The organism is Nitrosomonas oligotropha, assembly GCF_900106555.1.
Lineage (GTDB): Bacteria > Pseudomonadota > Gammaproteobacteria > Burkholderiales > Nitrosomonadaceae > Nitrosomonas > Nitrosomonas oligotropha_A.
The window spans coordinates 209,956-230,999 of the sequence record NZ_FNOE01000001.1 but is presented as its reverse complement, the minus strand read 5'-3'; the positions used below and the strand labels follow the sequence as shown (position 1 = coordinate 230,999).

The 21,044-nt window shown below is 46.7% G+C and carries 23 protein-coding genes; 6 read left to right on the top strand and 17 right to left on the bottom strand.

What is annotated here, in order from left to right; all coding sequences use genetic code 11:
• Positions 1-239: 239 nt before the first annotated feature.
• Positions 240-1,157: a hypothetical protein gene (locus tag BLU57_RS01120; protein WP_090315290.1), complete on the bottom strand. Its 918-nt coding sequence runs from the start codon at positions 1,155-1,157 to the stop codon at positions 240-242.
• Positions 1,158-1,456: 299 nt separating this feature from the next.
• Between BLU57_RS01120 and aat the strand changes: the two genes are divergently transcribed.
• The 6 genes from aat to BLU57_RS01090 are packed head-to-tail and all read left to right on the top strand — an operon-like array spanning position 1,457 to position 5,696.
• On the top strand, positions 1,457-2,155 hold the full coding sequence (gene aat, locus BLU57_RS01115) for a leucyl/phenylalanyl-tRNA--protein transferase (protein WP_090315138.1): 699 nt from the start codon (positions 1,457-1,459) through the stop codon (positions 2,153-2,155).
• Positions 2,156-2,167: 12 nt separating this feature from the next.
• Positions 2,168-2,875: an arginyltransferase gene (locus BLU57_RS01110; protein WP_090315136.1), complete on the top strand. Its 708-nt coding sequence runs from the start codon at positions 2,168-2,170 to the stop codon at positions 2,873-2,875.
• 39 nt (positions 2,876-2,914) lie between these two features.
• Complete coding sequence (locus BLU57_RS01105) at positions 2,915-3,946, top strand: quinone-dependent dihydroorotate dehydrogenase (RefSeq protein WP_090315133.1); 1,032 nt, start codon at positions 2,915-2,917, stop codon at positions 3,944-3,946.
• A gap of 1 nt (position 3,947) precedes the next feature.
• On the top strand, positions 3,948-4,607 hold the full coding sequence (gene rsxB / locus BLU57_RS01100) for an electron transport complex subunit RsxB (protein ID WP_090315129.1): 660 nt from the start codon (positions 3,948-3,950) through the stop codon (positions 4,605-4,607).
• 1 nt (position 4,608) lies between these two features.
• The gene (nth, locus tag BLU57_RS01095) at positions 4,609-5,247 is read left to right on the top strand and encodes an endonuclease III (RefSeq protein ID WP_090315128.1); all 639 of its coding nucleotides are present in this window, start codon (positions 4,609-4,611) and stop codon (positions 5,245-5,247) included.
• 11 nt (positions 5,248-5,258) lie between these two features.
• Positions 5,259-5,696: a DUF1841 family protein gene (locus BLU57_RS01090; protein WP_090315126.1), complete on the top strand. Its 438-nt coding sequence runs from the start codon at positions 5,259-5,261 to the stop codon at positions 5,694-5,696.
• A gap of 73 nt (positions 5,697-5,769) precedes the next feature.
• Here the strand turns inward: BLU57_RS01090 and BLU57_RS01085 are convergent, their stop codons facing one another.
• From BLU57_RS01085 to tsf, 16 genes are all read right to left on the bottom strand, one after another.
• On the bottom strand, positions 5,770-6,099 hold the full coding sequence (locus BLU57_RS01085; RefSeq protein ID WP_090315123.1) for a c-type cytochrome: 330 nt from the start codon (positions 6,097-6,099) through the stop codon (positions 5,770-5,772).
• A 27-nt stretch (positions 6,100-6,126) separates the two neighbouring features.
• Positions 6,127-6,453 carry a c-type cytochrome gene (locus tag BLU57_RS01080; RefSeq protein WP_090315120.1) on the bottom strand — a complete coding sequence of 109 codons (327 nt, stop codon included), beginning with the start codon at positions 6,451-6,453 and terminating at the stop codon, positions 6,127-6,129.
• Between the two features lie 107 nt (positions 6,454-6,560).
• Positions 6,561-8,486, bottom strand: a complete 1,926-nt coding sequence (locus BLU57_RS01075; RefSeq protein ID WP_090315118.1) for an ATP-binding cassette domain-containing protein — start codon at positions 8,484-8,486, stop codon at positions 6,561-6,563.
• Between the two features lie 180 nt (positions 8,487-8,666).
• The gene (locus tag BLU57_RS01070) at positions 8,667-9,092 is read right to left on the bottom strand and encodes an Hsp20/alpha crystallin family protein (protein ID WP_090315116.1); all 426 of its coding nucleotides are present in this window, start codon (positions 9,090-9,092) and stop codon (positions 8,667-8,669) included.
• Positions 9,093-9,309: 217 nt separating this feature from the next.
• Positions 9,310-9,957, bottom strand: a complete 648-nt coding sequence (locus BLU57_RS01065; protein ID WP_090315114.1) for a hypothetical protein — start codon at positions 9,955-9,957, stop codon at positions 9,310-9,312.
• A gap of 367 nt (positions 9,958-10,324) precedes the next feature.
• Complete coding sequence (gene rnhB / locus BLU57_RS01060; RefSeq protein ID WP_256206033.1) at positions 10,325-10,921, bottom strand: ribonuclease HII; 597 nt, start codon at positions 10,919-10,921, stop codon at positions 10,325-10,327.
• 24 nt (positions 10,922-10,945) lie between these two features.
• Positions 10,946-11,389: a 3-hydroxyacyl-ACP dehydratase FabZ gene (fabZ, locus tag BLU57_RS01055; RefSeq protein ID WP_090315112.1), complete on the bottom strand. Its 444-nt coding sequence runs from the start codon at positions 11,387-11,389 to the stop codon at positions 10,946-10,948.
• 56 nt (positions 11,390-11,445) lie between these two features.
• A complete protein-coding gene (locus BLU57_RS01050) occupies positions 11,446-11,937 on the bottom strand; it encodes an OmpH/Skp family outer membrane protein (RefSeq protein WP_090315287.1) in 492 nt (163 codons plus the stop codon).
• 67 nt (positions 11,938-12,004) lie between these two features.
• Positions 12,005-14,311, bottom strand: coding sequence for an outer membrane protein assembly factor BamA (bamA, locus tag BLU57_RS01045; protein WP_090315111.1), 2,307 nt, complete (start codon positions 14,309-14,311; stop codon positions 12,005-12,007).
• Between the two features lie 3 nt (positions 14,312-14,314).
• A complete protein-coding gene (gene rseP, locus BLU57_RS01040; protein WP_090315110.1) occupies positions 14,315-15,682 on the bottom strand; it encodes an RIP metalloprotease RseP in 1,368 nt (455 codons plus the stop codon).
• A gap of 152 nt (positions 15,683-15,834) precedes the next feature.
• Positions 15,835-17,022: a 1-deoxy-D-xylulose-5-phosphate reductoisomerase gene (gene ispC, locus BLU57_RS01035; protein ID WP_090315108.1), complete on the bottom strand. Its 1,188-nt coding sequence runs from the start codon at positions 17,020-17,022 to the stop codon at positions 15,835-15,837.
• Entirely contained in the window at positions 17,019-17,843 is an 825-nt protein-coding gene (locus tag BLU57_RS01030) for a phosphatidate cytidylyltransferase (protein ID WP_090315106.1), read from the bottom strand. The genes ispC and BLU57_RS01030 overlap by 4 nt, the downstream gene beginning before the upstream one ends.
• 21 nt (positions 17,844-17,864) lie before the next feature.
• Positions 17,865-18,626 (bottom strand): polyprenyl diphosphate synthase, encoded by a 762-nt coding sequence (gene uppS, locus BLU57_RS01025; protein WP_090315104.1) that lies wholly within the window; start codon positions 18,624-18,626, stop codon positions 17,865-17,867.
• Between the two features lies 1 nt (position 18,627).
• The gene (gene frr / locus BLU57_RS01020) at positions 18,628-19,185 is read right to left on the bottom strand and encodes a ribosome recycling factor (RefSeq protein ID WP_090315099.1); all 558 of its coding nucleotides are present in this window, start codon (positions 19,183-19,185) and stop codon (positions 18,628-18,630) included.
• 50 nt (positions 19,186-19,235) lie between these two features.
• Positions 19,236-19,952, bottom strand: a complete 717-nt coding sequence (gene pyrH / locus BLU57_RS01015) for a UMP kinase (RefSeq protein WP_090315098.1) — start codon at positions 19,950-19,952, stop codon at positions 19,236-19,238.
• A gap of 32 nt (positions 19,953-19,984) precedes the next feature.
• Positions 19,985-20,869 (bottom strand): translation elongation factor Ts, encoded by an 885-nt coding sequence (tsf, locus tag BLU57_RS01010; protein WP_090315096.1) that lies wholly within the window; start codon positions 20,867-20,869, stop codon positions 19,985-19,987.
• Positions 20,870-21,044: the final 175 nt, after the last annotated feature.

Genomic DNA, 21,044 nt, shown 5'->3' with positions numbered 1-21,044 from the left:
CAAGCTTTCCCGGTCATATTTCCGTCCATTCGTTAGTAAGTTAGAGCATAGCGGCATGCAGGCGCTCTGGAGATGTGTATAAAAAAACACCCCGCTAAATGAATAGTGAGGTGCCAAGGCTTCGTTATGCGCTGATACTCTTCTGGTTGCGAACGAGCAAAGAAAAATGAAAGGTCTAGGAAGAAATATTAACCATGTTGTGAATTCGTCCTTTTCCTGTATATACCTTTTTAAAATCGTTAGAACCCGATTCCAACATAACCACCTGCGGTCATGCCGCTCAAATTAACACCATCCGTCTTATTCACCAATTGATAGCGGCCATCGATACCAATAAAGAAATCTTTCCAGATATTGTAGTCAACACCTGCGCCAAACTGAATACCTGGTGCTAAATACGTAATGGCTTCAGAAGTTGGACTCATAACGTGAATTGCTAAACCTGCAGGAATAATCCAAGGTCTAATTTTGGAGCCTTCAAAAAATTTGATTTTAGGGGATGCTGTTAAAGTAAACTGACTGACTGTTACATTAATCGGATTCTGCGGAGCGCCCACTAACATAGTAGGCGCATTAGCAAGCGCGTTGCCCTGAACATGGTTGCCAAATTGTTTATATTCAAACATCAATTCTGCAAAGACAGTCGTTTTTGGCATAAACCCCCACATATCTCTGGTCAATCCCCAATCAATACCTGCACCCACGTACCATCCATCTTTACCAGCCTGATCTTGAGCTCCAACCGGCGCGACAATACTTTGTATGCTTGAGCCGTTACGCTGATTCATTTGATGTGTAAAACCACCACGGAAATGCAGCATACGAGTTTTTTCTGTGATATCCGAACCAATCCGTTGTGTTAGAGGATCTACCCTATCTAGGAGCGCTGCTTTCCTCTCTTCAAGACTATTTATTTTCTGTTCTGTCTGAGTAGCGGTTTGTTCTATACTTTTAACCTTTTGTGCAGCCTGAGCGGATTCAGATTTTATTCTTTGTAATTCAACTTGAATAGCTTGCAAGCTTTGTTCTAATTGCTTAATACGCTCAGCAGCTGCATCACCTGCCACGGCTTGAGGTGCAGCCATTGCAACAGCCGCTAAAAGCGAACCAGCAAGAAAATTGCCGGTTAATTTTTTATTGGGTGATAAATACTTCATAACATTCTCCTTTAGAGGGTTGGTTTTTTTATTAGCAACTGACTTCAACCGCGACAGCATAAAAAAAAAGATTTATAGCTACATTGATCTGCATCAACTTGAACGAAGAACACCATTAATACTTTGCTGCTTGCAGCAGAAGTACTTGATTTAAAACAACCTAAAAATTGGGACATTTACCTCTATTTATCAGGATATTTGACTAACAGGGTGCGCAGCGTGTTGCTTCGGGATATATGTCACATATTTTCCCAAGCAACGATTTGATAAAATCACTGATGAATTAAATAGATAGAGAAATTATTCCCAAAATGAACTCTTTTACACCGTTTCCACCCGTGGAAAATGCGCTTACCGAGCCCAACGGGTTATTGGCTGTGGGAGGGGATTTATCACCGCAACGCTTGCTTGCGGCTTATTACAAGGGCATTTTTCCTTGGTTCAATGAAGACGATCCCATCCTTTGGTGGAGTCCGGATCCACGAATGGTGCTGTTTCCTGCCGAATTAAAAATTTCCCGGTCATTACGCAAGACGCTAAAAAAAGACCACTACCACATATGCACGGACCGCAGTTTTACCCAGGTCATGCAAGCCTGTGCCGCGCCGCGCAAAGATCAGGCAGGCACATGGATACATCCGCAAATGATTGCGGCTTATAGCACTCTGCACGAAATGGGATTGGCGCACTCGGTCGAAACCTGGATTGATGGTGAACTTGCTGGCGGGCTTTATGGTGTTGCGCTAGGAAAAGTATTTTTTGGTGAATCGATGTTCTCACGCCAGCCGGATGCATCAAAAATCGCCTTCGTGCACCTGGTAAAGCAGCTACAATATTGGGAATTTGGCTTGATTGATTGCCAGGTCAGAACCAGTCACCTGGCATCTTTGGGTGCACGGGAAATTTCACGAACGGAATTCAGTCAAACGCTGGATGACTTAATAACCGGAATCGAACCCGGCAACACATGGAATTTTGATCGCATTCCAATCGAATAATGACAGATACCCGTGCTTAAATTTCACACCACCAATCCTTATTCATGCAGTTACTTGCCCGGCAAGCTCGCTTGCTCCGAGGTCGTCACGCCGGAACATCATATCGATGCGCAAGCTTATGGAAAATTAGTGCAAGCCGGTTTCCGCCGCAGCGGCCATTATACCTACCGACCATGCTGCGAGCACTGTCATGCTTGTCTTTCCGTAAGGGTAAAGGTCGCCGCCTTTGTGCCTAAGCGCGCGCAGCGCCGTGCCTGGAAACAACATCAGCATTTATCCGCCACCGTGCATCCGCTGCATTACAAACCAGCGCATTACGCGCTTTATCAACGTTATCAGACCAATCGCCATTTTGGCGGCGGCATGGATAATGATTGCCGCGAGCAGTATCACAATTTTCTATTGCAGAGTCATGTGAATTCCAGATTGGTTGAATTCCATGACAAAGAGCAATTGCGCATGGTCAGTATTATCGATGTGCTGCCAGACGGTCTGTCGTCGGTCTATACTTTCTACGATGCCGAGGTCGCTCAGGCGAGTTTTGGGACTTACAACATCCTATGGCAGATTGAACAGTGCCGGGAACACCATCTGGAGTACCTTTACCTGGGTTATTGGATCAAAGAAAACCGGAAAATGCGTTATAAAGCCAATTTTCAACCGCTTGAAATCTTAATTAACAATCAGTGGGTTTTGCTAGACAGTAGCATTTTTTCGTAAAATCGATTCAAATCCGCAACTCTTCAAAATAAAATCAGCATGTTCTACACACTTCTTCGCCCGCTCCTTTTTAAGCTTGATCCCGAATCTGCACATCACGTCACGTTCAATGGCATTGAGCTGGCCAGAAAGTTGGGTTTATTAACGCCTACTGTCATCGCTTGTCCGTCCCGCACTGTCATGGGATTAAGTTTTCCCAATCCGGTCGGGCTTGCCGCCGGGCTGGACAAAAATGGCGAATACCTGGATGCGCTAGCCATGCTGGGGTTCGGTTTTATCGAAATTGGCACTGTCACGCCACGGCCGCAACCGGGAAATCCGGCGCCACGGATATTTCGTATTCCCGAAGCCAGTGCAATCATTAACCGGCTGGGTTTCAATAATCTAGGCGTGGATCAATTGGTTGAAAACGTCAGGCATTCAGCTTATCGAGGCATACTCGGTATCAATATCGGTAAGAATTTCGATACCCCGCTGGAAAAAGCCGTTGACGATTATCGAATAGGTTTACAGAAGGTTTACCCATATGCCAGTTACGTGACGGTCAATATCTCGTCACCAAACACACAGAATTTGCGGCAGCTGCAAAACGCCGATGCACTTGATCAGTTACTCGATCAACTAAAGTTAGAACAAGCCAAGCTGGCACAAGTACATGCAAAATATGTCCCGATGGCAGTCAAAATCGCCCCTGATCTGAGCGAAACTCAGATCCAATCGATTGCCGCACTGCTGATAAAACATCGCATCGACGGTGTAATTGCCACCAATACTACGATTGCACGGACAGGCATCGAGGACTTACCGGCCGCACAGGAAAGCGGCGGATTAAGCGGCGCCCCGTTGACGCAACGCGCCACTGCGGTTATCCGGCAATTACATAGCATGCTGCAGGGTGCCATGCCGGTTATCGGCGTCGGCGGCATCTTGTCGGCACATGACGCGCAAGACAAGCTGGCGGCAGGCGCAAGCCTGGTACAGCTCTATACCGGTCTGATTTATCGCGGCCCGGATTTGGTTAAGGAAATTGCGCGGGCTGTCTGTACTGATCACGCAAAAAAATCGAATTAACATGAATCCATTGTTGATAGAAGCAATCGACGCGCTATTGCCGCAAACGCAATGCGGAAAATGCGGCTTTCCCGGCTGCAGGCCTTACGCGGAAGCGATAGCCGAAGGTCGCGCGGATATTAATCAATGCCCTCCCGGCGATCAGGAAGGTATCGGGAAATTGGCACAATTATTGGGCGTGCCGCCCAAACCTTTGAACACGTCACATGGCCTTCCCCGGCCCGGTAAAGTTATTGCCAGAATTGACGAGCAGTTGTGCATCGGCTGCACGTTCTGTACCCGGGTTTGTCCTGTTGATGCCATTGTTGGAGCTGGCAAACAAATGCACACGGTCATCGCCGCAGAATGCACCGGCTGTGAGTTATGCATCGCGCCTTGTCCTATGGATTGTATTAGCCTTGTGTCCGTCGCTGAGAAAACTGACGATATATGGCGGAAGCAAGCCGCCGATAGCGCGCGCTCACGGTATCACTTCAGATTACAGCGTTTAGCAAGAGAAAAACAGACCAGTCCCAAAGCGCTCAGATCCAAAGCCATTGCACAACCGAAAATAACCCCTGCTGCAGCGGAAGAACGTAAGCACGCCATCGTGCAAGCAGCCTTAAAACGTGCCATGGCCATCCGTGCCCAAGCTGATAACAACCGCCCGCCGGTGAAATGACATGAATTCAGCCAAGCGGCACGAAATCTTTACTTGCTTGCAATCAACCAATCCGCATCCAACCACCGAGCTAGAATATCGTTCTCCTTTTGAACTGCTGATCGCGGTTATTTTATCGGCGCAAGCTACTGACAAGAGCGTGAATCTGGCAACACGAAAATTATTTCCTCAAGCCAATACACCGGAGAAAATTCTTGCTCTGGGTGAGGCGGGTTTGCTTGAATGTATCAAAAGCATCGGATTATATAAAACCAAGGCGAAAAATATTCTGGCAACCTGCCAATTGCTAATACAGCATCATCATAGCGAAGTACCACGTACGCGCGAACAACTGGAAGCATTGCCCGGGGTCGGACGTAAAACTGCCAATGTCATTCTGAATACCGCGTTCGGCGAACCTACGATTGCAGTGGATACACATATTTTCCGGGTTGCCAATCGCACCGGATTAGCACCCGGCAAAAATGTGCTGGAAGTCGAATTAAAGCTGCTCAAGGCAGTACCGAAGGAATTTCGTCATGATGCACACCATTGGCTAATCCTACATGGCCGGTATGTTTGCAAAGCCAGAAAACCGGCCTGTGCAATTTGCACGATCAATCATTTATGTGAATTCAAAGACAAAAATTTTGCACTCTAATCACACTAGCTATGTTTAAACCATCGAGAGAACAAGCGCGGCAATTATTTTTCGACACGTGGCGTAAGTACCGCCAGCGGGAAATATTATCCGGTATCGAAACGATCGCACTTGAGGTCATTCTGTTGCACCCGGAATACCATGACATTCTTGGCGACCCCGAGCGCTATTTGGATAAGGATTACTTACCGGAAATGGGTGACACTAATCCATTTCTGCACATGAGCATGCACGTAGCGATCAAAGAACAGCTATCCATTAATCAACCGGTTGGAATTTGCGAGCGATTTGCTCGTTTACAGAAGAATTGCGGAAGTGAACACATTGCCGCACATCAGACGATGGAATGTCTGGCAGAAATGATATGGCAAGCGCAGCGCGCGCAGTCCGCGCCGGATGCCAGCATCTACTTCGATTGTTTGGATAAACAGCTAGGTTCGGTCAATTAAAATGAAAGCGGGATAAAACCATCAACTGGTATTTATCCCGCTTTTGAATTCGCGTTGTCAGCTCAAATAAATATTATTTGTTTGAATTCAGACCACCTGCCTGACTGGAATAATAGAAAGCCAGGTTTTCAATATCGGCCGGGGTCAAATTGGCAGTCATTCCCGCCATAATCGGGTCATTCCGGGTGCCGGATTTGTAATCTTTCAATGCTTTTGCTATGTAAGTTCTGTATTGTCCGCCAATTTTGGGGAAATTTGGTGCCGGGCTATTACCGTCAACACCATGACAGGAAGCACAAACTTCAGCTGCTTTACTTTTACCTGCTTCAATATCAGCAGCCATTACTTGACTTGATAATATCAACGCTGCTCCGCTCACTGCGGCAATTAAATAATTCTTCATAATTCGTTCCTTGCGTGAATGACTCAGTTAATTTTTAGAATAGTATGCAGCAAGATCTTCTATATCTTGTTGAGACAATGTCTTAGCCAAGGCTGTCATGGTAGGATGGCTACGTGAGCCATTTTTGTAACCTTCCAACGCTTTAATGATATATTCTGCATGTTGTCCGCCCAGCTTTGGAACATGATAAGCGCTAGGAAAAGCGGTTTTATAACCTTGAATCCCGTGACAACCTGCACACATTGATAACTTGTCTTTTGCTGCCGCTGCGTCTCCAGCTGCTTGAGTTGCTCCCGAAAATGCCAAGAACATGCCCAAGGCAAGTAGTAAATTCATAATCGATTTTTGTTTCATGTAAGCCTCCTTCTCTCAAAAGTTGAACTTTAAACGATGCGCCCGATTTGGTCAATGAATAAGTGTAAGCATGTCCATGTTGTTTATGGGGAAATTTGTTACCGGAGCTACGTTTTTGCAATAGATTTCGACTCCAATTCTTCCCATTTTGCAAGGCAGTCTGTCAATTCTTTTTCAATCGCCGCTAAGCGTGTTTGTAATGCTTTTACTTCGTCTGGGTAATCACGATAAATTGCTGGTTCGTTCAGGCGTAAAGTAATATTGGCCTGCTCCCGTTCCAACATATCAATTTTACCAGGTAATGCTTCAAGTTCACGTGTTTCCTGATAACTCAGTTTTTTAGTCCGAGCAAGTTTTGGCGCTGTAGAACCACTGTTTGGTGAGGTTTCCGGCTGCTTTGATAATATTTTTTGCTGATTGCTATTATCTTCAAACTGTTTTGCACGTATCCAATCTTCATAACCGCCAATATATTCACATAATTTTCCATTTCCTTCAAATGCAATTACTTGTGTAACGACATTATCCAGAAATTCCCGGTCATGACTGACCAAAAACAACGTACCGGAATAATCTTGCAACAAGGCTTCCAGCAATTCCAGCGTTTCGATATCCAGATCGTTGGTGGGCTCGTCCAGTACCAGCACGTTGGCAGGGCGGGTAAATAATCGCGCCAGCAACAAACGATTGCGTTCGCCGCCTGAAAGTGATTTGACGGGCGATCGAGCGCGTTCCGGGGGAAACAAGAAATCCTCCAGATAACTGATAACATGCTTACGCTTACCGTTAATCTCAACAAAATCCGAACCGGGGCTGATGGTATCCGTCAGAACCATTTCTTCATTGAGCTGCTCACGCATCTGATCGAAATAAGCAACCGACACTTTGGTGCCTTGCTGAATGTTGCCGGAATCCGGTTGCAATTCGCCCAAAATCAATTTTAATAACGTCGATTTTCCAGCGCCATTCGGACCCAGCAATCCCACCCGGTCACCGCGCATAATGCGACAGGAGAAATCCGTGATAATCGCTTTGTCACCGTAGCTTTTACTAACATGCGCCAGTTCAGCAACCAACTTGCCCGAACGTTCACCCGCGTCGACACTGATATTGGCCTTTCCAACCTTGTCCCGGCGCGCCGCGCGTTCCAAACGCAATGATTCCAGCCTTCGCACTCTGCCTTCGTTACGTGTGCGCCGCGCTTCGATTCCTTTGCGTATCCAAACTTCTTCCTGCGCCAGGAATTTATCGAATTTCCGGTTATGTATCGCTTCGACTTCCAGCATTTCCGCTTTCTGGCGCTGGTAATCGGAGAAATTGCCGGAGAAAGTCTGCAAATTTCCGCGATCTAGCTCAATAATTCTGGTCGCTACATTATCGAGAAAACGGCGGTCATGCGTGATAAACAAAACGCTACCGGAAAAATCCCGCAGCAATCCTTCCAGCCATTCAATGGAAGAAAAATCCAAATGATTGGTAGGCTCATCCAGTAACAGCACATCCGGCGATATCACCAGCGCACGCGCCAGCGCCACACGTTTTTTTAACCCTCCGGAGAGATGATCAATCAGAGTATCCGCAGGCAAATTCAGCTTATCGATCACAGTTTCTATTTTTGCTTGCAGGTTCCATCCGCCGTCGACTTCCAAAGCGCCTTGCAAATCTTGCAGACGGATCAGCAACGCTTCGGTATTTTCCGGTGTTTCGCCTAATTCATGCGAAATAGCGTGATACTCCAGCAATATCCGGCTGATATTGCCCAATCCCGTGGAAACTTCTTGATATACCGTGTTAGTGGGATTCAGAAGCGGCTCTTGCGGCACATACGCCAGCTTTAAATTGGGCGCACGCCATAGCCGGCCGTCATCGAGTTTAATCTCGCCAGCCAATGATCGCAGTAAGCTTGATTTACCGCCGCCGTTTCTGCCGATCAGACCAACACGCTCGCCCGGGTCGAGCTGCAAGTTGGCATGATCAAGCAAAGCATGGTGGCCAAAAGCCAGGCAGGCATTTTCCAGTGTAATGAGCGGCATCAGTGAAGTTTAATGTGGATAAAATCGATTGCGGGATTAATCAAGTTATTGATTTTTCATTTCCCAATAAACCAAAAGGAGGCAATTTTGTCATGCTTTGGCCCGCTTGGCAAAAACAGGAGTAATAAAAATGGAGCCCGAAGGCTCCATTTCGCATGGTTGCGCGTCAAAAAGACTGCATTACTCGGCCGCAGTGACGCTAATTTTCTTCGGTTGCACGGCTTCACGCTTCGGTATAACCACCTCCAGCACGCCGTGTTTTGACGATGCGGAAATCGCTTCAGCGTTAGCGGTATCCGGCAGACTGAAGCGGCGGTAGAAGGAGCCGTACGTACGCTCAACGCGTTTATAGCCTTCTTTTTCGGTTTTACTTTCCGATTTTTTCTCACCTTTGATGGTGAGTACGCCATCTTCCATGCTGATATCGATTTCTTCCGGTTTTACTCCCGGAATATCCGCATGAATAACAAATTTATCCGCTTCTTCCCTAATATCCACCGCGGGAGACCACTCGGCCGTTGCGGTAGAGCCTTCGGCGACACTGCGTTCCAATTCTCTTTGCAGTTGACTCAACAATCCCCAAGGTTCATAACGTGTAATAGCCATACTCAATTTCTCCTTATCAATTAAAAAAGCACATTGTGTAAGTTCAACATCAACGCCTCATTCAATCTCAAATTGCTCTAGGTTTAATGCAGCGTTCTCACAGTTACAAAAAATACACTTTCAAACCTGATATAAGGATCAATTATTTTTTTTCAAGCACCCTGGAAAAATCATTCAATACGATTATTACAATTCTCAATACAAATCAGATATGTAGCTATCGCACGTAACGCCGCCGCAAGCCATAAAAGGCCGTCGCAAGTACCGCTAGCAGCAAAGCAACCCAGACTCCATTCCGTTTCATCCACTCCGACAGATTCGCCTGAACGGAAAAATTCGCTTCGGCGAGACCCAGCGCTTTAGTGTCTGCCTGCGCATTATCTTGCGTCACTATATGCAGCTGAAACTTCAAAACCTGTTCCCCGGATGATTCCGGCGTCACGCGCCAACGCCACTTAGCTTTGCCGCCATAATCCGAAACCGGATCCTGCGCGCCCAATCTGTCAATTTCAAAACCATCGCCAGCGATCTCAGCCTTCATATTGAGCGACACAACACCGCGAATTCCCTGTATCGAAGTTCCTTCGGACGCCGTCGCTACAATCTCATTCAAAAACTTGGCAAGATGTTTTGTTTCCAGATTGACCGCCACCTCAAACGGTTCATATTGTTTCACCTCCGACGGAATCGTAATCACCGTGCTATCCAGCGGCAATTTCATGATCACCGGATTGTGTAGCCTTTTAGCCGACAACATATGCAACACCGCGTTGATCGAAAAAGGCACCAGCAATAAAACAGCCAACATGGCAATTGGCACGATGAAATTAAAATTCAAACCGAATTGAGGTTCTGAGTCACGCATGATTTCTCCAGCGATGGGTTCATATTCAGGAGCAAATCATAACATTGTTGTAAGACAAACTGAGCGAATCTCGGGTATAGCGAACACTACTTGCGATACCCCATCTATCGGAACGATTCACTGGCATTAATCAGCTCAATCGCTAAAAGTAGCTCAATATCCGGCGAAAATGAACACATGGTTACGAGTTTATCCGGTAATTTCGTGCAAAACGCCATGCTTACGCAAAGGTATTGTGATTTAACTTACGGCGCGGAGAGAGGCATCCATTGCGAATGATGCGCTTCACTGCGCTCAGCACATCCTAAGGCTCTCATTTGGTTTTAAAAGATGATGCAGAATGAAAGCCATCGTAGCGATTCAATGATCATCGCAGGTTTAAGGCATTGACCGGTGCAAAACTTTGCCGGTGTATTTTACAAGCGCCATATTCTTGCAGTGCGGCCAAATGCGCTTTGGTTCCATAGCCTTTGTGCTTATCAAAGCCATAACATGGATAAAGCTGGTGCAATCGCTTCATTTCTGCGTCACGTGCAGTTTTGGCTAAAATAGAAGCAGCTGAAATGGCGGGTATCAGACTGTCACCCCGGATGATGGTGCGCACCGGACATGGCAAGCGCGGGCTTTGATTTCCATCGACGAGTGCGATATCAGGCACAAACGGTAAGCTTCTCACGGCACGTTGCATGGCCAATAAGCTTGCTTGCAGGATGTTGAGCTGATCGATTTCTTCGACTGTAGCCGATGCCACAGCCCATGCGGCAGCATGTTGTTTGATCATGATTGCAAGCGCATCGCGCTTGCTTTCACTTAGCTTTTTAGAATCAGCCAATCCTGTGATCGGGTGATCGGCATTCAGTATCACACAGGCTGCATAAACGGGTCCGGCAAGAGGTCCCCGGCCAGCTTCATCGACGCCGCAAATCAGTTCATTGGCGGCAGCTTCAGCTCCGTTGCCAGTCACTATTTTAATCGATAGGATTGGATCCTAGACACTTCTGGCGGTACACATCAGTTGAGCTTCAGTCACCAGTTGTCCATCGACTTCCGCACGCGCCGAATATTTCCACAGTCCTTTGATTTGCCGTTCGATGGCGACTTTGAGGATTAACTGATCACCGGCAATGACCGGTCTCTTGAAACGGACACCGTCGATACCGACAAAATAGTAAACCGTGTCTTCTTTGTTAACCGTATCTTCGGTTCTCAGCGTCAGAATCGCGGCAGCTTGCGCTAATGCTTCGACAATCAAAACACCCGGCATGACGGGATGATGGGGAAAATGTCCGGAAAAAAACGGCTCATTAATGGAAACATTTTTCAATGCGACGATATCCTTACCCGCTTCATATGAAATGACCCGGTCTACCAGTAAAATCGGGTAGCGGTGCGGTAAGTATTTTAAGATTTCGTGAATATTCATAGTGCTCATTTTATTTTCCTTTCTAGCCCTAGGGACGCAATCAACATTGATTGAATTGTGACTTGTTATTCTTTGTCGAGCGTTTTAATCACTTTATCCGTGATATCGATACGCTGACTTCTATACACCGAGTCTTGCAATTGCAATATCAGATCATAATTTTCCGCTTCAGCGATTTTGCTGATAGCACGATTGGTGCGCTCCAGGATGACGCTGTATTCTTCGTTTTGACGCACGCTCAGATCTTCGCGCATTTGGCGCTGCGCGCGTTGATATTCCCGGCTCAGATTGGCGAGGTTTCTTTCCAGGTTGCGCCGTTCGGTTTCTTCCATCTTTATGCTGTTTTTTTCCAGCTTATCTTGCAGGTTCTTGGCTTCCAAAGCCATTTTCTTGATATCTTCGTCACGCGGCACGAATTCCTGCTCGATTTTTTTTTGCGCTTGGATCGCAGGCGCGGATTCGCGTAGAATTTTTTCGGTATTCACTACGCCGATTTTGATATCGCCAGCAAAGGCAACCGTGAATCCACAGGCAATGATAGCAGCGGTTACCGTCATAACCAGATTGCGCCGCTGTTGATTGATTTGTTGTTTCAACATATACACTACCGGAGTCTCAACTAAATCAGAATTGTTGCCCGAACATGAACTGGAATCTTTGCAAATTATCGCCGGGCTGATCATTCAAGGGTTGCGCAATACTAACTTTCAATGGCCCCATCGGTGAGACCCAGGTAAGCGCCAATCCGGCCGAGTAACGCATAAAATTATTCAGGTCGCCGAATTTATTGAATGTGGTACCGCCATCCAGGAATGTGCTCAAGCGCAACGATCGATCGTCTTTCATAAAGGGTACCGGGAACATCAGTTCGATATTACCCACAACACGCTTGCTGGCGCCAACGGCGAACAAGATTGAATTGCTGTTTGAGGTATTTGTAAACTGATCACGAGGACCCAAAGAGTTCAAATTATACCCCCGCACGGAATTATTACCGCCAGCAAAAAAGTTTTTGAAGAACGGCAATGTATTTCCGGTATACCCGTCACCGTAACCGGCTTCGCCATTTAGCATCAAAGTGAAGAAATCGGTAATGGGAAAATACCATTTTTGATTGTAACTGACTTTGTAGTAATTCAAATCCCCGCCCGGCACACTGACTTCACCGAACAATCGATGCGTCGTGCCGGAAGTGGGCCAGATGGCGCTGTCACGGCGGTCTCGAGCCCAGCTGACGGTAAATGGAAAATTATTAGTGGATTCGCCGAATTTATCAACAAACTCCAGGTAACGCCTCGGGCTATCTGAAAAAGTACCGATATGCGTATTTTCCGCAGCCAATCCGAAAGAAACGATATCGCCTTCGGCAATCGGTATACCCAACCGTACGCCAGCCCCGACAGTTTCCGTTTTAAATGCGCCCACCTGCGTCAAAGGCCGGGTATTCAAATCCCGCTTGTAAACATCGAAACCGAGGCTGACTCCGTCCACGGTAAAATAGGGATTGGTGAATGAAGCGGCATAGGTTTTATTGATAAGGCCGGTATTAACATCCAGACTGAAAAAATTACCGGTGCCAAAAATATTGTTCTGCGAAACCGAGCCATTCAGAATAATACCTTGTTGCTGCGAATAACCGGCACCGAACATGATGGACCCGGTCGGTCTTTCTTCCACCTTGACATTGATATCCACCTGATCCGTTTTATTGGGTACGGCAGGCGTTTCGACATTGACGCTATTGAAGAAAAATAAGCGGTCCACACGCACTTTGGAGAGATTGATATTTTTCGTGGAATACCAAGCGCCTTCCATTTGCCGGAACTCGCGCCGGATCACTTCGTCACGTGTGCGGTCGTTACCTGTGATGTTAATTTTCCGGATATAAACCCGGCGGCCTGGATCAACAAAGAATGTAAATCCAGCTTGCCGTTTTTCATGATCGATTTCCGGCGATGCATTGATATTGGCAAAGGCATATCCATCGTCACCCAGGCGATCGGTCATGGATTTGATCGACTCGGTCAGCTTTTGCCGGGCGAATACCGCGCCGCTTTTGAGTAAAATCAGTTTGCGCAATTCTTCTTCCGGCACAATGGTATCGCCAGCCACTTTGATATCGGAGACGGTATATTGAGCGCCTTCGGTGACGTTGACGGTGATATAGATGTCGCGTAAGTCCGGCGTAATCGATACTTGCGTTGATTCAATATTGAATTCAAGATAGCCGCGATCCAAATAATAAGAACGCAGCGTTTCCAGGTCGGCGGCTAGTTTCTGCTTTGAATATTGGTCATTTTTGGTGAACCAGCTCAATAAATCAGGTTTTCTGAGCACCAGTATGCCACGCAACTCTTTGTCGGGAAATTTTTCATTACCAACAAAGCTTATTTTCTTAATTCTGGCTGTGCGGCCTTCCTTGATGTCAAAATTAATCGCCACACGGTTACGTTCAAGAGGCGTTGTGGTTGTGGTAATTTTGACGGCATATTTGCCACGGCTGATGTACTGACGCTTCAATTCCAGCTCCGCTCTTTCCAGCAACGAACGGCTGAAAATCCGCGATTCTGATATGCCTGCTTGCTTTAATCCTTCGAGCAGTTTGTCTTTCTCGAATTCCTTCGCGCCATTGATACTGATTTGCGCAATTGCCGGCCGCTCTACAACTTCCACGATCAAGATGTTGTTTTCGGATTTTAATTTTACATCTTTGAAAAAACCGGTTGCATAAAGCGCCTTGATCGCCTCGGTGGCTTTGTCTTCATTCATAGCATCGCCGACTTTAATCGGCAGATAACTGAATACCGTGCCGGCTTCGGTACGTTGTATGCCTTCAACACGGATATCTTTGACAATGAAAGAATCGCTGGCCCAACAGGAGAGTGCATAAAAAAAGCTGACAAGTGCAACGGCAAAATGCTGGAATTTCATTATCTAGCCAGTAATAAGCCGGTTAATATCGTTATAGATGGCAAATGTCATCAGGGTAAACAACATGGCCATGCCAATCTTCTGCCCAATGATGATGGCTTTGTCAGGAAGCGGATTGCCTCTGATGATTTCAATCAGATAATACATGAGGTGCCCGCCATCCAGAATCGGAATCGGCAACAAGTTTAGAACGCCTATACTGACACTGATCAACGCCAGAAACGCCAGATACGATACCAACCCCATCTGCGCGGATTGGCCGGCGTAATCGGCAATGGAAATCGGTCCGCTGACATTTTTCAGGGAAACGTCGCCCGTGATCATTTTGGTTAGCATTTGCAATGTCAGTATGGTCGTTTCCCAAGTCTTCTCGATGGCTTTCTGGAATGCTTTGCCGGGAGAATAACTGACGGTGACGAGCAATTCGTCAAACTCAGCCTGGTTGATAACCGGTGCCACACCGATTTTGCCGACTTGCTTGCCATTTTCAACCGTTGTTTCCGGCGTAACAGTCAGCGCGATCATTTCGCCGCTGCGCAAAATTTCCAGCTCCAGTGTCCGTCCGGCGCTCGAGCGTATTTCTTTGACAAAATCCATCCAAGTATGGATTTCCGTATCATAGACAGCGATGATTTCATCGCCTGCTTGCAGCCCGGCTTTGTTGCCAACTCCATCGGCTATGACCTGTCCGATGACTGGCTTGATGATGGGTTGATAACTGGTGAGTCCAATAATGCCTGGAAAATTTTCATTGAGCTTATCCGGATCGACACGGCTTAAATCCAGTTTACGCAAATTGATTTCACCATTTTTATTAACGGTTTGTATCGTTACGTTCGCGGATTGATCAATTGCGTATCGTAATAAAGCCCAACGCGCATCCTGCCAGCTGGCGACCGGCTCGTTTTCGATGCTGACAATGGTCTCACCTTCTACAAATTGCGCATGGGCGGCAGCCGTAGCAGGCTCAACCGGACCCACCACGGGCTTCATACCATTAACACCGAGAATGAAGAGCAGCCAATATAAAACAATCGCTAACAAAAAATTGGCTATAGGTCCCGCAGCTACGATAGCGAAACGCCGGGCGACCGGCTGACGGTTGAATGCGCGCGGTAAATCCTCCGCTGCAACGTGGCCTTCATTTTCATCCAGCATCTTGACATAGCCACCCAGTGGAATTGCGGCAATCACCCATTCTGTCTGGTCTTTTCCCCAGCGTTTACTGAAAATGGGTTGACCGAATCCAATGCAAAACCGCAGCACTTTCACACCATTCCAGCGCGCCACCAGATAATGGCCAAACTCATGAAATGTAATCAATATACCCAGGGCCAGTATGAATGAAATGATAGTATAGGTTATTGACATAGTGGATTATTACGTAAGGGATGCAGGTAGATGGGGGGTTGTGATCGCACGATACTTATCATTTCACTGCTGATGCTGATTGAATAATACGCGATACTATCATTAATTCAGGAAAATAGAATCTAGTCACTGTAACAATTTTCTTACGTGGATTATTGCAAGTTTGCAAGCCAATTCCGCGCGACATCACGGGCCAGTGTGTCTGTTTTCAATACGTCATCCAATGTCGCCATTTCTTCTTGCCGCACTGTTTCCATGGCATGCGCAATCATGACCGGGATGGCGGTAAACGGCATATGTCTTTTAAGAAACGATTCCACTGCGATCTCATTGGCAGCATTCAGCACTGCGGGCATATTTCCGCCCGCGGCGAGTGCTTGATAGGCTAATTTCAAACACGGGAATTTTTTAAAATCAGGCTCTTCAAAATCCAGGTGGGCAACCTTGAACATATCCAAAGCGGATACTCCGCTTTCTATCCGCTCGGGGAAACCCATCGCATGGGCAATAGGTGTGCGCATATCCGGATTCCCCAATTGCGCAATGACCGAGCCGTCGACATAAGCAACCATGGAATGAATAACACTTTGCGGATGAATCACCACTTGGATTTTCTCCGGCGGCGCCTCAAACAGCCAATGCGCCTCAATCACTTCCAATCCTTTATTCATCATGGTGGCGGAATCCACCGAAATTTTTTGCCCCATGTCCCAATTCGGATGCGCACAGGCTTGCTCCGGCGTCACGCTCGCGAGTGATTCCAACGGTGCGCGACGGAACGGCCCGCCCGAAGCAGTCAGTAGAATGCGGCTGATACCTGCTGCCACCAAATTGCCATTGAAATGATGCGGCAATGACTGGTAGATAGCGTTATGCTCGCTGTCGATCGGTAATAATGTGGCATTATGCTGTTTGACCAAATCCATAAAAATACGCCCGGCCATGACCAGCGTTTCTTTATTGGCGAGCAGCACCAGTTTTCCGGTTCGTGCTGCCGCAAACGTTGGGCGGATGCCGGCTGCACCCACAATGGCAGCCATCACGGCATCGACTTCGGGAAGCGAGGCAACCTTTTCCAGCGATTCGATACCGGCCAGAACTTCCGTCCGGATCCCGGCTGCTTTAATTGCATCAGCCAGTTGCCCGGCACTGGCCGTATCCAGCATGACCGCAAATCGCGGCTGAAAGCGCTGGCACTGCGCGAGCATTTTTTCGACACTGTGATTGGCCGTTAATGCAAAAGCCTGAAAACGGTCCGGATGCCGTGCGATAACATCCAGCGTGCTCTCCCCGATGCTGCCGGTAGAGCCAAGAACAGTGATTTGACGGATAGTTTTCATAGTGCTGGGGAATAAAAAATGAGTAAGGCTAAAATGGCAAATGGCAGCGAAGCGGTCAAAGCGTCGATTCGATCTAAAATACCGCCATGACCCGGCAGAATATTTCCACTATCCTTAACACCAGCTTGACGTTTCATCAGCGATTCATATAAATCGCCGATGATACCCAATATCGCCATCAGCAACAGTAACGGTATCAATTTAGCCGCCAAAGATTCTTCAATAAACCAAAAATCCCAAGCCAGGCCATAAATGAATACTGCAATAAGAGCGCCAAATACACCTTCCCAGGTTTTATTTGGGCTGATCTGACTGGCGAGTTTTCGCTTACCCAATGATCTTCCGGTGAAATACGCCGCAGTATCGGAAATCCAGATAGTAGCCATGAGGCCCAGTAAAAGCGCCGGACTGATAGCGCGCAATTGATACAGCGCGAGACATGTGGGTAACAAAAGCATCCAGCCAGCCAACATTAAGAGTAGCGGATTTTTAATAGTGTAAAGCTGATTCAGATAGGGTGGCACACTGATGATCCAAAAAGCGACCGATACAATATAAACCCAGATCAAATCTGAAGAGTAAACGTTGGTTTTTAACGATTCACTCATCTGAAACAACAATTCTCCCCCAATGAATGTAGTCAGGAGCATAAAAATGATGGTATTTCTTACCGAAAATCCGGCTAACCGGCTCCATTCGCGCGACCCGATCACTGTCAGTGACAGTAACACAATAGCCCAAAAGATATCTTGCAAGAAAAACAATGCCGACAAGAACAAAGGAAGAATGATAATTGCAGTCAGGATGCGGGTTTTAAGCATAAAAAGGCTACTTTTTACCCTTCAGCGGACAAGTAACATTTGCAGTTGCTCGCTGGTACGGCCAAATCGACGCTCACGCTGCTGGTAAGACTGGATGGCCAATTCAAGTTCATGCTCGTCAAAATCCGGCCATAAGGTATTGGTGAAATATAATTCGGTGTAGGCCAGTTGCCATAATAAAAAATTACTGACGCGATATTCGCCGCCGGTGCGGATGAACAAGTCCGGCTCGGGCGCATAACTCATGGATAGATATTGCGCCAAACTTTCTTCTTCAAAGTTAAGCGGCAGATCTTTTGATTGTGCCATCATCTTGCGCATGGCCTGCATGATATCCCAACGGCCGCCATAATTGGCCGCAATCGTAAATGTGAGACGTGTATTATTGGCAGTGAGTTGCTCGCCAAGGTGAATAAATTCTACGATTTTAGGATCGAATTTTGATATGTCGCCGATGACTTTAAAACGGATGCCATTTTCATGCAATTTGGCGATTTCTTGCTCCAATGCGCCAAGAAACAGTTGCATTAAAGACGTAACTTCATCCGTAGGTCGTCGCCAGTTTTCGCTGCTGAAAGCAAATAGCGTGAGGAAGGCAACACCGCGTTCCATACAGGCTTTAATAACACCGCGAACTGTTTCGACACCTTGCTTATGCCCTGCAATCCGAGGCATGTAACGGCTTTGTGCCCAACGGCCGTTACCATCCATAATAATAGCGATGTGTTTGGGTACTGAACCTGTTTCGGGTATTTCTGGGGTTGAACTCGGGCCTTGAGGCATATCAAACCGCCATCAGTTCGGCTTCCTTAACCTGTAAAACCTTATCAATTTCTAAGATATAACGATCGGTTAACTTTTGAATTTCGTCTTGCCCCCGGCGTTCCTCGTCTTCTGATATATCTTTAGACTTTAATAAGTCTTTCAAGTGTGCATTCGCATCCCGGCGGATATTACGCATGGCCACTCGAACTGCTTCCGCTTCATGCTTAACCACTTTGATCAGGTCACGGCGACGATCTTCAGTAAGCGCCGGCATGGGCACACGAACCGTTTCACCTACCGGCATCGGATTTAAACCCAGATCAGATTCGCGAATAGCTTTCTCGATGGCGTTAGCCATTTTCTTTTCCCAAGGAATGACTCCGATCGTCCGCGCGTCTATGAGGTTGATATTGGCGACTTGGTTGATCGGCGTTTGCGTGCCATAATAATCAACAGTGACATGGTCCAGTAAACCAGTGTGTGCTCGCCCGCTTCTAACTTTACTCAAATCCACTTTCAATGCTTCCAGGCTTTTTTGCATTTTTTGTTCAGCGGATTTTTTTACATCGGCAATCATAATATCCTATCCCTCTTGAATCTATTTCAGAAGACCCGACTATCGTAGCATCAGACCGTCACCAACGTTCCTTCATCTTCTCCTGTGATTATACGTTTAAGAGCGCCAGTCTTGAAAATACTGAATACATTGAGCGGTAATTTTTGATCCCGGCATAACGTCAGTGCTGTGGCATCCATTACCTGTAAATTCTTCGTGATCGCTTCATCAAAAGATAACTGGTGAAAGCGCGTCGCATCCGGATTAATTTTCGGATCACTGGTATAAATGCCATCCACCTTGGTCGCTTTAAGCATGATATCTGCATTCATTTCCATGCCCCGCAAAGCGGCTGCGGTATCAGTAGTAAAAAAAGGATTGCCCGTTCCTGCCGCAAAAATTACCACCCTGCCGTCTTTCAGATAACGAATGGCACGTCCGCGAATATAAGGTTCCACAACTTGTTCGATGCGTAAAGCAGATTGTATTCGCGGCACCAAGCCGACGAGCTTCATTGCGTCTTGCAGTGCCAGGGCATTCATCACCGTGGCTAACATGCCCATATAATCCGCAGTAACGCGCTCAAGCCCGTCATTAGCGGACTTCATGCCACGAAAAATGTTTCCGCCGCCAACCACTATGGCAATTTCAACACCTAATTTACTGACCTCTTGAATCTCAGCAACAATTCTGCCCATCACTGCATGATTGATCCCATACTTATCTTCACCCATCAGGGCTTCGCCGGATAGTTTCAGTAAAATACGTTTATAGGCAACAGCAGTCATTGATCGTTAATTGGAGATGATGATAACTCGTGCTACTTTGCTTGTTCCATCTGGGCTTTCACTTCTTCCGCAAAATTCTCGGATTTCTTTTCTATCCCTTCTCCAACCACAAACATCGTAAATCCGTTTACTTTGGCGGATTTTTTAGCCAGTAATTTTTCTACGGTTTGTTCCGGATCCTTGACAAAAGGCTGACCTAATAAGGTAATTTCAGCCAGATACTTTGCAATACGGCCATCGACCATTTTTTCAATGATATTTGCCGGTTTGCCGCTATCAGCTGCTTGTGCCGTGAAGATCTGCCGCTCATGCGCCAAAACATCCGCAGATACTTGCTCTTTGGAAACGCACATGGGTTTACTTGCAGCGATGTGCATAGCCAGATCTTTGCCCAACACTTCATCACCGCCGGTATAATCGATCATTACACCAATTTTAGTGCCATGAAGATAATAAGCCAGCTGGCCTTGTGTTTCATGACGTCCGCAGCGGCGGATGCTGATATTTTCACCCAGCTTCATGATCAATGCTTTACGAACCGTTTCAACAGTTTCACCGCTCGGCAGCGCCGCTTCGCTTAATACTGCAACATCCGTAATATTCTTTGTGGCTATCAACCCGGCCAAGTTTTTGGCAAAACTGATAATATCTTCATTTCTAGCCACAAAATCCGTTTCACAGTTAACTTCAACCAGTGCACCGCATTTGCTGTCAGTCGAAATATACGCGCCAATGACACCTTCAGCAGCGATTCGCCCTGCTGCCTTACTTGCTTTGGCACCGCTTTTAATTCTTAACAGATCTTCCGCCGCTTTCATATCACCATCAGTCTCTGCCAGCGCTTTTTTGCATTCCATCATGCCAAGACCGGTCATTTCACGCAATTCTTTGACCATGCTCGCGGTAATTTCCGCCATATTTACTCCAGTTACAAAATTAATTTATGAATGAATAAGATTTTAATCAAGATAAGATTAAAATTTACTTAACATTCAATGGCAAATTAAACAATCTTCACAAATCTGCCACGGGTTGATAAGCCTTACCTTGAAACAGTCAAATGGTATTTAATACCCAATGTAGCTAGCACGC

Bases quoted from the DNA above. Each gene is read 5' to 3' on its own strand.
- BLU57_RS01050 (WP_090315287.1), bottom strand. From the start codon at position 11,937: ATGACGGTAACCGCTGCTATCATTGCCTGTGGATTCACGGTTGCCTTT.
- BLU57_RS01070 (WP_090315116.1), bottom strand. From the start codon at position 9,092: ATGGCTATTACACGTTATGAACCTTGGGGATTGTTGAGTCAACTGCAA.
- nth (WP_090315128.1), top strand. From the start codon at position 4,609: ATGAATTCAGCCAAGCGGCACGAAATCTTTACTTGCTTGCAATCAACC.
- frr (WP_090315099.1), bottom strand. From the start codon at position 19,185: ATGATTGCCGATGTAAAAAAATCCGCTGAACAAAAAATGCAAAAAAGC.
- BLU57_RS01080 (WP_090315120.1), bottom strand. From the start codon at position 6,453: ATGAAACAAAAATCGATTATGAATTTACTACTTGCCTTGGGCATGTTC.
- BLU57_RS01085 (WP_090315123.1), bottom strand. From the start codon at position 6,099: ATGAAGAATTATTTAATTGCCGCAGTGAGCGGAGCAGCGTTGATATTA.
- BLU57_RS01120 (WP_090315290.1), bottom strand. From the start codon at position 1,157: ATGAAGTATTTATCACCCAATAAAAAATTAACCGGCAATTTTCTTGCT.
- rseP (WP_090315110.1), bottom strand. From the start codon at position 15,682: ATGTCAATAACCTATACTATCATTTCATTCATACTGGCCCTGGGTATA.
- BLU57_RS01075 (WP_090315118.1), bottom strand. From the start codon at position 8,486: ATGCCGCTCATTACACTGGAAAATGCCTGCCTGGCTTTTGGCCACCAT.
- fabZ (WP_090315112.1), bottom strand. From the start codon at position 11,389: ATGAGCACTATGAATATTCACGAAATCTTAAAATACTTACCGCACCGC.
- BLU57_RS01090 (WP_090315126.1), top strand. From the start codon at position 5,259: ATGTTTAAACCATCGAGAGAACAAGCGCGGCAATTATTTTTCGACACG.
- bamA (WP_090315111.1), bottom strand. From the start codon at position 14,311: ATGAAATTCCAGCATTTTGCCGTTGCACTTGTCAGCTTTTTTTATGCA.
- tsf (WP_090315096.1), bottom strand. From the start codon at position 20,869: ATGGCGGAAATTACCGCGAGCATGGTCAAAGAATTGCGTGAAATGACC.
- BLU57_RS01030 (WP_090315106.1), bottom strand. From the start codon at position 17,843: ATGCTTAAAACCCGCATCCTGACTGCAATTATCATTCTTCCTTTGTTC.
- ispC (WP_090315108.1), bottom strand. From the start codon at position 17,022: ATGAAAACTATCCGTCAAATCACTGTTCTTGGCTCTACCGGCAGCATC.
- BLU57_RS01065 (WP_090315114.1), bottom strand. From the start codon at position 9,957: ATGCGTGACTCAGAACCTCAATTCGGTTTGAATTTTAATTTCATCGTG.
- uppS (WP_090315104.1), bottom strand. From the start codon at position 18,626: ATGCCTCAAGGCCCGAGTTCAACCCCAGAAATACCCGAAACAGGTTCA.
- BLU57_RS01105 (WP_090315133.1), top strand. From the start codon at position 2,915: ATGTTCTACACACTTCTTCGCCCGCTCCTTTTTAAGCTTGATCCCGAA.
- pyrH (WP_090315098.1), bottom strand. From the start codon at position 19,952: ATGACTGCTGTTGCCTATAAACGTATTTTACTGAAACTATCCGGCGAA.
- rsxB (WP_090315129.1), top strand. From the start codon at position 3,948: ATGAATCCATTGTTGATAGAAGCAATCGACGCGCTATTGCCGCAAACG.